The sequence below is a fragment of the Streptomyces showdoensis genome, from assembly GCF_039535475.1.
GTDB classification, from domain to species: domain Bacteria; phylum Actinomycetota; class Actinomycetes; order Streptomycetales; family Streptomycetaceae; genus Streptomyces; species Streptomyces showdoensis.
In genome coordinates, this window is the sequence record NZ_BAAAXG010000026.1 from 762,448 (window position 1) to 774,493 (window position 12,046).

General features: G+C 75.6%; 8 protein-coding genes and 1 pseudogene. 3 read left to right on the top strand and 6 right to left on the bottom strand.

The window, feature by feature from the left end:
* Positions 1-15: 15 nt before the first annotated feature.
* The 5 genes from sucD to ABD981_RS16040 form a co-directional block, all read right to left on the bottom strand.
* Positions 16-900, bottom strand: coding sequence for a succinate--CoA ligase subunit alpha (gene sucD, locus ABD981_RS16020; RefSeq protein ID WP_046912434.1), 885 nt, complete (start codon positions 898-900; stop codon positions 16-18).
* Positions 901-916: 16 nt separating this feature from the next.
* Entirely contained in the window at positions 917-2,095 is a 1,179-nt protein-coding gene (sucC, locus tag ABD981_RS16025; RefSeq protein WP_046912435.1) for an ADP-forming succinate--CoA ligase subunit beta, read from the bottom strand.
* A 451-nt stretch (positions 2,096-2,546) separates the two neighbouring features.
* The gene (locus ABD981_RS16030) at positions 2,547-3,704 is read right to left on the bottom strand and encodes a VWA domain-containing protein (protein ID WP_046912436.1); all 1,158 of its coding nucleotides are present in this window, start codon (positions 3,702-3,704) and stop codon (positions 2,547-2,549) included.
* A complete protein-coding gene (locus tag ABD981_RS16035; RefSeq protein ID WP_382748342.1) occupies positions 3,701-6,121 on the bottom strand; it encodes a DUF5682 family protein in 2,421 nt (806 codons plus the stop codon). The genes ABD981_RS16030 and ABD981_RS16035 overlap by 4 nt, the downstream gene beginning before the upstream one ends.
* The gene (locus ABD981_RS16040) at positions 6,118-7,245 is read right to left on the bottom strand and encodes an ATP-binding protein (protein WP_046912502.1); all 1,128 of its coding nucleotides are present in this window, start codon (positions 7,243-7,245) and stop codon (positions 6,118-6,120) included. Before ABD981_RS16040 ends, ABD981_RS16035 begins: the two co-directional genes overlap by 4 nt.
* Positions 7,246-7,383: 138 nt before the next feature.
* Between ABD981_RS16040 and ABD981_RS16045 the strand changes: the two are divergent.
* A pseudogene (locus ABD981_RS16045) lies at positions 7,384-8,740 on the top strand (SWIM zinc finger family protein).
* 52 nt (positions 8,741-8,792) lie between these two features.
* On the top strand, positions 8,793-10,385 hold the full coding sequence (locus ABD981_RS16050) for a DUF5691 domain-containing protein (protein ID WP_345529629.1): 1,593 nt from the start codon (positions 8,793-8,795) through the stop codon (positions 10,383-10,385).
* Positions 10,386-10,471: 86 nt separating this feature from the next.
* On the opposite strand, the gene icmB is transcribed toward ABD981_RS16050, so the two are convergent.
* Positions 10,472-10,879 (bottom strand): coenzyme B12-dependent isobutyryl CoA mutase small subunit, encoded by a 408-nt coding sequence (gene icmB, locus ABD981_RS16055; RefSeq protein ID WP_046911951.1) that lies wholly within the window; start codon positions 10,877-10,879, stop codon positions 10,472-10,474.
* A gap of 224 nt (positions 10,880-11,103) precedes the next feature.
* Between icmB and ABD981_RS16060 the strand changes: the two genes are divergently transcribed.
* The gene (locus ABD981_RS16060; RefSeq protein WP_046911950.1) at positions 11,104-11,907 is read left to right on the top strand and encodes an esterase/lipase family protein; all 804 of its coding nucleotides are present in this window, start codon (positions 11,104-11,106) and stop codon (positions 11,905-11,907) included.
* Positions 11,908-12,046: the final 139 nt, after the last annotated feature.

Below are 12,046 nucleotides of genomic sequence, written 5' to 3' on the forward strand. Positions count from 1 at the left end.
CCGCTGTGCCCGGATTCAGCCCGCGAGGATCGCGCGCGCCAGCTTGGCGGTCTCGGTCGGGGTCTTGCCGACCTTGACGCCCGCGGCCTCCAGGGCCTCCTTCTTCGCCTGGGCGGTGCCGGAGGAGCCGGAGACGATGGCGCCGGCGTGGCCCATGGTCTTGCCCTCGGGCGCGGTGAAGCCCGCGACGTAGCCGACGACCGGCTTGGTGACGTTGGCCTTGATGAAGTCGGCCGCACGCTCCTCGGCGTCGCCGCCGATCTCGCCGATCATGACGATCAGGTCCGTCTCCGGGTCGGCCTCGAAGGCCGCCAGGGCGTCGATGTGCGTGGTGCCGATGACCGGGTCGCCACCGATGCCGACGGCGGAGGAGAAGCCGATGTCACGGAGCTCGTACATCATCTGGTACGTCAGCGTGCCGGACTTCGAGACCAGGCCGATGCGGCCCGGCTTCGTGATGTCGCCCGGGATGATGCCGGCGTTGGACTGGCCCGGGGTGATGAGACCGGGGCAGTTCGGGCCGATGAGGCGGGTCTTGTTGCCCTTCTCCACGGCGTACGCGTAGAACGCGGCGGAGTCGTGGACGGCGATGCCCTCGGTGATGACCACGGCGAGCGGGATCTCGGCGTCGATCGCCTCGACCACGGCGGCCTTGGCGAAGGCCGGCGGCACGAAGAGGACCGAGACGTTGGCGCCGGTCTCCTTCATGGCCTCGGCGACGGTGCCGAAGACGGGGATCTCGGTGCCGTCGAAGTCGACCTTCGTGCCGGCCTTGCGCGGGTTCACGCCACCGACGATGTTGGTGCCGTCACCCAGCATGAGCTTGGTGTGCTTCATGCCCGTGGCACCGGTCATGCCCTGGACGATGACCTTGCTGTCCTTGTTGAGGAAGATAGCCATGGCTGTGTCTCGTCCCTTACTTCGCAGCCGCGAGCTCGGCGGCCTTGTCGGCCGCGCCGTCCATGGTGTCCACGCGCTGGACCAGCGGGTGGTTGGCGTCGGACAGGATCTTGCGACCCAGCTCCGCGTTGTTGCCGTCGAGGCGCACGACCAGCGGCTTGGTGACCTCTTCGCCCTTCGAGGCGAGGAGCTCCAGGGCCTGGACGATGCCGTTGGCGACCTCGTCACAGGCGGTGATGCCACCGAAGACGTTGACGAACACGGACTTGACGTCCGCGTCGCCCAGGATGATCTCCAGGCCGTTCGCCATGACCTCGGCGGAGGCGCCGCCGCCGATGTCGAGGAAGTTGGCCGGCTTCACGCCGCCGTGGTTCTCACCGGCGTACGCGACGACGTCCAGGGTCGACATGACCAGGCCGGCGCCGTTGCCGATGATGCCGACCTCGCCGTCGAGCTTCACGTAGTTGAGGCCCTTGGCCTTGGCGGCAGCCTCGAGCGGGTTGGCTGCGGCCTTGTCCTCGAGCGCCTCGTGCTCGGGCTGACGGAAGTCGGCGTTCTCGTCGAGAGACACCTTGCCGTCCAGGGCCAGGATGCGGCCGTCCTTGGTCTTCACCAGCGGGTTGACCTCGACGAGGAGCGCGTCCTCGGCGACGAAGGTGTCCCACAGGGTGACCAGGACCTCGGCGACGCCCTCGGCGACCTCGGCCGGGAACTTCGCCTGGGCGACGATCTCGCGGGCCTTCTCCAGGGAGACGCCGTCGTTGGCGTTGACCGGGACCTTCGCGAGGGCCTCGGGGGTCTTCTCCGCGACCTCCTCGATGTCCATGCCGCCCTGCACCGAGGCCATGGCCAGGAAGGTGCGGTTGGTGCGGTCGAGGAGGTACGAGACGTAGTACTCGGCCTCGATCTCCGGGGACAGCTCGGCGATCATCACCTTGTGGACCGTGTGGCCCTTGATGTCCATGCCCAGGATGTCCGTCGCGCGGGCGACGGCCTCGTCCGGGTCGGCGGCCAGCTTGACGCCGCCGGCCTTGCCGCGGCCGCCGACCTTCACCTGCGCCTTGACGACCGACTTTCCGCCAAGCCGCTCGGTGGCCTCGCGCGCCGCCTCAGGCGTGTCGATGACTTCACCGGCCAGCACCGGTACACCGTGCTTGGCGAAGAGGTCCCTCGCCTGGTACTCGAACAGGTCCACGCGCGTCCCTTTTCTAGATGATCGCGGTTCGTTGTCTGCGTGGGCGTGCCGCGGAGGGCAACGTGACTGCGCTGTCACTAGGGAGGCGTACACGGTGTCCGTGGACGCGGCATGTCCGTCTCGCAGGTTATCCCCGTGGGACGTAGGTCCCTAAATCGCAGATCACAACGGAGCGGTGATACGGGTCACAGAACGTAGGGGTCACGGGGCTTTCCGTGGAGGGGGCCGCGGGTGCCCCGGACCCCCTTGTGGCAGGCGGGGCGCGGGGGTTGCGGCCCTCACGGCGCGCCGGAGCGCGGGGTGAGGGGCGCGGGGACGCCACTGTGATATGGACCTCAGTCGGGCTCCGCGCACCCGTCCGGGTGGCGCGCGCACGACGGATTCCGCACCTCCCGGCGGGCCCTTCCGCACCCCGGCCGGGCCCGGTCGGTCCGGTCCCGGCCGGGACCGGTCAGGCCTCGGGTATCGGCAGCGGGCGCTTCTCCAGGGCGGCGGCCATGATCTCCGGGAAGAGGTCGGGGGTGCAGGCGAAGGCGGGGGCGCCGAGCGCGGCGAGCGCGGCGGCGTGCTCCCGGTCGTAGGCGGGCGCGCCCTCGTCGGAGAGGGCGAGCAGACACACGAACTGCACCCCGGAGGCCTTCATCGCCGCGACCCGCTTCAGCATCTCGTCGCGGATGCCGCCCTCGTAGAGGTCGCTGACGAGCACGACGACGGTGTCGGCGGGACGGGTGATCCTGGACTGGCAGTAGGCGAGCGCCCGGTTGATGTCCGTACCGCCGCCGAGCCGGGTGCCGAAGAGGACGTCGACGGGGTCGTCGAGCTGGTCGGTGAGGTCGACGACGGCGGTGTCGAAGACGACCAGCCGGGTGGCGATCGCGCGCAGGGAGGCCAGGACGGCGCCGAAGACGGAGGCGTAGACGACGGAGGCGGCCATGGAGCCGGACTGGTCGACGCAGAGGACGACCTCCTTCCTCACCGACTGCGCGGCCCGGCCGTGGCCGACGAGCCGCTCGGGGACGACCGTGCGGTGTTCGGGGAGGTAGTTCTTCAGGTTGGCGCGGATGGTCCGGTCCCAGTCGATGTCCCGGTGGCGGGGCCGGCTGATCCGCGCCGAACGGTCCAGCGCCCCGGCCAGGGTGGCCCGGGTGCGGGTGGCCAGCCGCTTCTCCAGGTCCTCGACGACCTTGCGGACGACGGCCCGAGCGGTGTCCTTGGTGGTCTCCGGCATCGCCTTGCCGAGCGAGAGCAGGGTGCCGACGAGGTGCACGTCCGGCTCGACGGCCTCCAGCATCTCGGGCTCCAGGAGCAGCGTGGCGAGCCCGAGCCGGTCGATCGCGTCGCGCTGCATGACCTGGACGACGGAGCTGGGGAAGTACGTCCGGATGTCGCCGAGCCAGCGGGCGACGGAGGGCGCGGAGCCGCCGAGCCCGGCCGAACGCTCCCGGCCGTCCCCGCCCCGCCCCTCGTACAGGGCGGTGAGGGCGCCGTCCATGGCGGCGTCGGTGCCGGTGAGGGCCTGGCCGGTGCCGTCGGCGGGGCCGCCGCCGAGGACGAGCCGCCAGCGGCGCAGCCGCTCCTCGTCGGGTCGCCGGTCAGGGCTGGGGGTCATGCGGGGGCCTCCGTGCCGGGGGTGCCGAGGATGAGGTGCAGCAGGGGAAGGACGCCGTCGGCGCGCTCCCGGTCGAGGGCGGTCGCGAAGCCGGGGGCCGTCGCGAGGGTGCGGGCGGGGCCGCCGGCGGCGGGGCCGCGGGCGACGAGCTCGCCGAGGGTGCGGCGCACTCCGGGCTCGTACGCCGAGAAGGTGCGCCGCAGCAGCGGCAGCACATCGGTGAACGCCCCGGCCGGTACGGAGCCGAGCCAGCCGTCGATGAGGGCGAGCAGCCGCTCGTCGTGGACGAGGAGCAGCCCGCCGCCGGAAGCCCCGCCGACGAAGCCCTCGATCCAGGCTGCGGCGTCGGCGGGCGCGGTGCCGGGCGAGAGCGCGAGGCCCATGAGCCGGGCGGCCTCGTCCTCCCCGAGCCGCCCCTCGTCCAGCAGCAGCCGGGCGGCCCGCCCGCGCAGCACCCCGGGCACCCGCTCCCGCTCGGCGAGCCGCCGCAGCACCCCGGCCCAGCGCTCGGCGAGCGCGGGGGCGGCGGGGTCGGCGGGGTCGGCGGGCAGCAGCGCGATCGCCGCGTGGACCCCGTCGAGGTGTCCGCGCATCTCGGCGGCCGCGTCGGGGTCGAGGCCCGCGCAGGCGGGGGGCAGGCCGACGCAGACGCGTTCGGCGAGCCCGGCGGCGACCTCGCGGAGCGCGGTGGTGTCGGTGGCGCGGACGTCGCCGTAGCGCAGGGAGCGGGCGAGGGCCGGCAGGGCCTGGGCGAGGTGGGCCACGTCGGCGTCCAGCGCGGCGCGGTCGGCGAGCGCCCCGAGGACGACGGGCAGGGCCTCGGTGAGCCCGGCCAGGAGGCACTGCTCGGCGAGGGCGGTGAGGGCGGCGAGCTCCCGCGCGGCACCGGCCCGGGCCTCGGCCCTGGCGGTGGCGGCGGCCTCGACGGTGGTGCCCCACACGCCCGCCTCGGCGACCTGCACGTGCAGCTCGGGCTCCCAGCGCAGCCGCCAGCTCTCCCGGAAGGTGCCGGTGGAGGCGCGCCCGGGGGCGGGGGCGCCCCAGTCGACGCCGAGCAGCCGGAGCCGGTGGAGCAGCCGGCTGCGGGCGGCGTCGTTCTCCTTGCGGAGGTCGAGCTCCAGGTCGCGCCGCCCGGCCTCGGGCTTGAGGCGCAGGCCGCGCTGGAGCCGGGCGAGGTCGCGCTGGAGCGGCACGGCGGGGGCGCCGTCCGGGACGGCGCCGAGGACGTCGCCGACGACGAGCCGGTCGCGGACCAGGTCGAGGGGGACGTCGGAGCCGTCGCACATCACGGCCCGGACGGCGTCGGTGGTCTCGCCGAGCCCGGCGGACGGGCGTCCGCGCATCGCGGCGAGGGTGTCGGCGAGCCGGACGGCCTCGATGACATGGGCGGAGGAGACCGCGAGGTCCTCGGCCCGCAGCAGCCCGGCGACCTTGGTCATCCAGCGTTCGAGGGGGCGGTCGGGGGCGGTGAAGAGGTGCGCGTACCAGCCGGGCGCGTCGATGCCCGCGCCGTAGCCGGAGCGCCGGGCGAGCCGGCGGTGGGTCCAGGGCACCCAGGTCAGCTCGGTCCTGACCTTGGGCAGCCCCTTGAGCAGGGCCCGGTCGGCGGTGACGGTGGTCGCCCGGCGCAGCGCGGGAACGTGCCAGGCGCCGCAGACCACGGCGATGTCGCCGCCGAACTCCTTCCGGGCGGCCCGCAGCTGCAGCCGCATGTGGGCCTCGCGCACCAGGTCGCGCGGGTGTCCGCCGTGTCCGTAGGCCTCGCGCAGGGCGCCCATCGCCTCGGCGAGGGCCTCGAAGGGCGCGAACGGGTCGGCGGCGCCGCGCAGTTCGACGGCGTCCTCCCACCAGCGCTCGGCGTCCTCGTACCCGGCGGCGCGGGCGAGTTCGGCGACGGGGTCGACGCGCGGGCCGCGGCCCGCGCCGTCCTCCTCTGCGGCCGGTTCCGGGGCCGGTTCGGGGGCGGCGAGGGTGTGGGCGGCGGGCAGGTCGACGAAGCGGACCTCGGCGCCGTGGCCGAGGGCCCAGCGGATCGCGACCCACTCGGGCGAGAACTCGGCCATCGGCCAGAAGGCCGCGCGGCCGGGGTCGTCCACGGCGTGCGCGAGGAGGGCGACGGGCGGTCGCATCCCCTCCTCGGCGGCGAGCCCCACGAGGCCGTCCGCCTCGGGCGGTCCCTCGATCAGGACGGCCTTGGGCCGCCCCGCCTCCAGGGCGGCGGCCACGGCCCGCGCGGAGCCGGGACCGTGGTGCCGCACCCCGAGCAGGAGGGGCCCGGGGGCGGGGCCCGGAGGGCCGGCCGGTCCGACCGTGGCTCCGGGCCCTGCGACGCGGGCCGGGCCCGCGGCACCCGCCCCCGGCGCCGAGGGGGCCGGACGGGCGGCGCCGGCCGCGCCCGGCGCGCCGGCTCGCGTCACGCCGTCACCTCGCGGCAGGCGCGGTAGAAGTCCTTCCAGCCGTCTCTCTCGCGCACGACCGTCTCCAGGTACTCCTGCCACACGACCCGGTCGGCCGCCGGGTCGCGGACGACGGCGCCGAGCAGCCCGGCGGCGACGTCGGCGGAGCGCAGCACGCCGTCGCCGAAGTGGGCGGCGAGGGCGAGGCCGCCGGTGACGACGGAGATCGCCTCGGCCGTGGAGAGCGTCCCCGAGGGGGACTTGAGCTTGGTCCGTCCGTCGGCGGTCACCCCGTCGCGCAGCTCGCGGAAGACGGTGACGACCCGGCGGATCTCCTCGACGCCCTCGGGCACCGCCGGCAGGTCGAGCGAGCGCCCGATCTGGTCGACGCGCCGGGCGACGATGTCCACCTCGGCGTCCGGGGTGGCGGGCAGCGGCAGCACGACGGTGTTGAAGCGGCGGCGCAGGGCGCTGGAGAGCTCGTTGACGCCCCGGTCGCGGTCGTTGGCGGTGGCGATGAGGTTGAACCCGCCGACGGCCTGCACCTCCTGGCCCAGTTCGGGGATCGGCAGCGTCTTCTCGGAGAGCACCGTGATGAGGGTGTCCTGCACGTCGGCGGGGATGCGGGTGAGCTCCTCGACCCGGGCGGTCATGCCCCGGGCCATGGCGCGCATGACGGGGCTGGGCACGAGCGCGTCGCGGCTGGGGCCGTGGGCGAGCAGCTGCGCGTAGTTCCAGCCGTACCGGATGGCCTCCTCGGGCGTGCCGGCGGTGCCCTGGACCAGCAGGGTCGAGTCGCCGCTGACGGCGGCGGCCAGGTGCTCGGAGACCCAGGTCTTGGCGGTGCCGGGCACGCCGAGCAGGAGCAGGGCGCGGTCGGTGGCGAGGGTGGTGACGGCGACCTCGACGATGCGGCGCGGGCCGACGTACTTCGGTGTGATCACCGTGCCGTCGGGCAGCGTGCCGCCGAGGAGATAGGTGGCGACGGCCCACGGAGAGAGCCGCCAGCGGGTGGGGCGCGGCCGGTCGTCGGCGGCGGCGAGCGCGGCGAGTTCGTGGGCGAAGGCGTCCTCGGCGTGCGGCCGCAGCACCTCGCCGCCGGCGGTGTCGTCGGTGGAGTCCGTGGTGGTTTCGGGCAGCGTCATGGGTCCCCCTCCAGATCGTTCGACCTGCTGTACGAACCACGGTGCACCATGCCACTGACATTCGGCCCCGGTCGCCGACACGGCCGTGGAAACCGCAGGTGGGAGCATCTGTCAGTGGGGGGTCGTACGGTCGTTCCCATGGACGAACAGGGGGCGCTCTGGACGGCGGATCAGGTGCTGGCACTGGCTCCTGACGACGCCTCACGCAGAGCGGGAAGCAAGCTGGGCACGGCCGGTCCGTGGTCCGGCGCGGGCGGCGGCCGGGGGGCCGTCTGGGGCCTGTGCAAGGGCAGCGGCAGCACGCCGTACCGGACGGTCGTGGACACCACGGGCCCGGCGTACCACTGCAGTTGCCCGAGCCGGAAGTTCCCGTGCAAGCACGCGCTGGGGCTGCTGCTGCTCTGGGCCGACGGCGGTCTGCCGGCCGGCCCCGGGCAGGCCGCGGCGCCGGACTGGGCGGAGGAATGGCTCGCGGCCCGCCGCGGACGGGCGGAGGCGGCCGGGACGGCGGCGGACTCGGGCCCGGCGGACCCGGAGGCGGCCCGGCGCCGCGCCGAGCGGCGGGCCGCCCGGATCACCGCAGGGGCGCAGGAGTTGGAGCAGCGGCTGGCCGACCTGCTGCGCGGCGGTCTCGCCGCGGCGGAGCGGTCGGGGCCCGGGCTGTGGGAGGAGACCGCGGCCCGCATGGTCGACGCGCAGGCGCCGGGGCTCGCGGGCCGGGTGCGGGAACTGGGGACGATACCCGGCTCGGGTCCGGGCTGGCCGGTGCGGCTCCTGGAGGAGTGCGCGCTGACCCATCTCCTGGACCGGGCCTGGCTGTCGGCCGACCGGCTGCCCGGCCCGCTGGCCGCGACGGTGCGGACCAGGGTGGGGCTCACCGCCCCGCCGGAGGGCACGGCGCTGCGGGACCGCTGGCTGGTCCTCGCGCAGTACGACGCGGCGGACGGCAAGCTGACGACCCGGCGCATCTGGCTGCACGGGGAGTCGAGCGCCCGCACCGCCCTGCTGCTCTCCTTCGGGGCCGGGGGCCGTGCCCCGCAGCTCGCCTTCCCCGTCGGCGCGGTGCTCGACGCGGAGCTGCGGCCGTACGAGGGCGGGGGCGGGCTCCGCGCGGAGCTGGTCGAGCAGTTCGGCACCCCGGCGCCCGCCGGCCCCCCCGCCGCGCGGCGGCACGGTCGGCGCCGCCCTCACGGCGTACGGGCGCGCGCTGCGCGACGATCCGTGGCTGGACTCCTGGCCGGTGACCCTGGCCGACGTCGTCCCCGCCCGCGCGGAGTACGGCTGGCAGCTCGCGGACTTCGGAGCCGCCGCGGCCGGGGAGCGGGAGGCCGTGCCGCTGACCCGCGCCGCCCAGGCCCGGCCCGGCCTGTGGCGGCTGGTGGCCCTGTCGGGCGGCGCGCCGCTCACGGTCTTCGGCGAGTGCGGCCACCAGGGCTTCACCCCGCTGGCGGCCTGGTCCCCGGACGCCCCCGGGGAGACGGTGCCGCTGGTCTGATCCCCGGGAACCGCCCCGATCCGTCTCGGAAACCCCCATCTGTGAGGAGGCCATGGTGGCCAAGGACGCCTGGGAAGAGCTCGTCACGTCGGCGCTGCTGGGCACCGACCGCAGACCGCACGCGAGCGCCTCCGGGGACGCGGCGCCCGCCGCGCTGCTCGACGCCGCCGCCGTGCACACCGTGCGGCGCCGGGCGGGGCTGCGGCCCGGGCCCGCCGCCGCGCAGCTGGAGGCCGCGCCGGAGGACGGACGCAGACCGCTGCCCGAGGCGGCCCGGCGCCGGCTGGCCCGGCTGCTCGCCGGCCGGGCCGCGCCCGCGCCCTCCGGGGGGCGGCGCGGGGCCGCACCCGATCTGACGGAGCTGCTGCCGCAGTGGCTGACCGCCGCGCACGAGCGGGGCTACCGCGCTCCGGCGGCGGCGCTGCCCGCGCTGCTGGACGCCGCCCGGGCCCGCACCGACCTGCGGCCCCAGGCGCTGGCCTTCGCCGGGCCGCGCGGGCTGTGGCTGGCCCGGCTCAACGCGGAGTGGAAGTTCGCGCTGCGCGGCTCGGGCGGGGGCGGCTCGCTGCCCGACCCGGGGGACGCGGAGGCGGTGGCGGCGCTGTGGGAGGAGGGTCTGTTCGCGGAGCGGGTGGCCCTGCTCGCCGCCGTGCGGGCACGGGACCCGGCGGCGGGCCGCGGGCTGCTGGCCGCCACCTGGGGCGCCGAGCGGGCGGAGGACCGGCTGATGTTCCTGGACTCGCTGCGCGCGGGTCTCTCCGACGCGGACGAGGAGTTCCTGGAGGCGGCCCTGTCCGACCGCAGCCGCAACGTGCGCGCGACGGCCGCCGAGCTGCTGTCGGCGCTGCCGGGCTCGGCGCTGGCCGCGCGGATGGCGGAGCGGGCCGCGTCGTGCGTCTCCCTGGACCGTACGCAGGGGGAGACGGCGATCGTCGTCGAGGCGCCGCACGAGTGCGACGCGGGCATGCAGCACGACGGGGTGACGGCCACGCCGCCCACGGGCCGCGGCGAGCGCTCCTGGTGGCTCGGCCAGCTCGTCGAGGCCGCGCCGCTGCACTGCTGGCCGGCCAGGTTCGCGGGGCGCGGGCCCGAGGAGATCGTGGCGCTGCCGGTCGCCGACGACTGGCAGGGCGAGCTGCACGCGGCCTGGTGCCGGGCGGCGGTGCGCCAGCGGGACGCGGACTGGTCGCGGGCCCTGCTGGGCCCCCCGGCGGCCCCGCAGGCCACCGGCCCGGGCACGTCCTCGCTGGCGGAGCGGGCCCAGCTGCTGTCGACGCTCCCGGCGGAGGAGCGGGCCGGCTGGGTGGCCTCGTTCATAGCGGCGCACGGGCTGTCGGAGGCGTTCCAGCTGCTGGGGGTGTGCGCGGTGCCGTGGTCGGCGCCGCTGGGCGGGGCGGTGGTCGACGCCCTGGACATCGCCCGGGACGCGGGCAGCTACCCGTGGAGCTTCAGCGGGGTGATGGGCCTCGCCGAGCGCTGTCTCGCCCCGGCCGCGGTACCGCAGCTCGCGGCCCTGACCACCCTTCCGGACGAGGAGGAGGACGCCTCCCCCGGCGCCGGCGGCTACTGGTCCGAGGCCTTCCAGCGGCTCGTGGCGACGCTGGAGCTGCGGGCGGCGATGCACGCGGAGCTGGCGGACGGATGACGGGAGCGGGCGGCGCGTCCTCCGCGCCGCCCGCTCCCGTCCCCGTCTTCTCCTGCGTGGTCCCGCCGCCCCGTCGCCGGTACGGGTCAGGCCGCCACGCGGACGTTCGCGTTGACCCACTCGACGATGGAGCCGGTGGTCGCGCCGGGGGTGAAGATCTCGGCCACGCCCTTCTCCTTCAGCGGCGCGATGTCCGCCTCGGGGATGATCCCGCCGCCGAAGACCTTGATGTCCTCCGCGTCGCGCTCCTTCAGCAGTTCGAGGACCTTCACGAACAGCGTGTTGTGCGCGCCCGAGAGGATCGAGAGACCGATCGCGTCGGCGTCCTCCTGGATCGCGGTGTCCACGATCTGCTCGGGCGTCTGGTGGAGCCCGGTGTAGATGACCTCCATACCGGCGTCGCGCAGCGCCCGCGCGATCACCTTGGCCCCGCGATCGTGGCCGTCGAGACCCGGCTTGGCCACCACCACTCGGATCGGACCGGTCACACCCATCAGTGCCTCCACATGCGACCCCCGCGCCTGGCCGCGGGAAAGTGAACGAACGTTATCGCCAGCATCCCGCAAGCGGCCGTTTCGCGGTGGACAGCGAGGGGGAAATCACACGTGGGACATCGTTCGCTCCGCGGAGGAGCCGCCACGGGGTCGCCGTACCACCGCGCCGCCAGCCGCACGGCACGGAGGTGCGGCGCACCTCCGTCCCGGGACGGAGGCCGACGATGGAGCTCACCCCCACCGAGGTCGCCGACCGTGTGAAGGCCGCCGCCCTGGAGCTCGCGGTCCTTGCCGGACACCTGGTCCTCTACCCCTCCGGGCTCGTCTCCGAACGCCGACCGCGCCGCCCCGCACCCGCCGGGGACGCCCCGGGCACCGCCTCGAGCCGCCCGGTCGTGCTGCTGCACGGCTTCGTCGACAACCGCTCGGTCTTCGTCCTGCTGCGCCGGGCCCTGGCGCGGCACGGCCGTGACTGCGTCGAGTCGCTCAACTACTCCCCGCTCACCTGCGACCTGCGCACCGCCGCCGAGCTGCTCGGGCGCCGGGTGGCGGAGATCCAGGCCCGCACCGGGCACGCCGAGGTCGACCTCGTGGGGCACAGCCTGGGCGGCCTGATCGCCCGCTATTACGTACAGCGGCTGGGCGGTGACGCCCGGGTGCGCACGCTGGTCATGCTGGGCACCCCGCACTCCGGCACCGGTTTCGTGCCGCTGGCCGACGCCCACCCGCTGGTGCGCCAGATGCGGCCGGGCTCGGAGGTGCTGCGCGAGCTGGCGGGGCCGGCGCCGGGCGTCCGGACCCGATTCGTGAGCTTCTGGAGCGAGCTGGACCAGGTGATGGTGCCGCCCGAGACGGCCCGTCTGGACCACCCGGACCTGATCGTCCACAACGTGCGGGTGAGCGGCATCGGCCATCTCGCGCTGCCGGTGCACCCGACGGTCGCGGCCGGGATCCTCGACGCGCTGGACGACGGCGACCCGGCCGCCGGGGCCGCGGACACCGCGCCCGGGGCGAGCTCGGTGGCCTGACCCACCGCCGCCCGGCCACCACCCAACCCCCGCCCGGCCACCACCCGGCCCCCGCCGGGCCACCACCCGACCCCCGCCGGGGCCCGCCCGACGGCGACCCGCACCCGCCCGACCACCGTTCTTCGAACGTTCCTCGAAC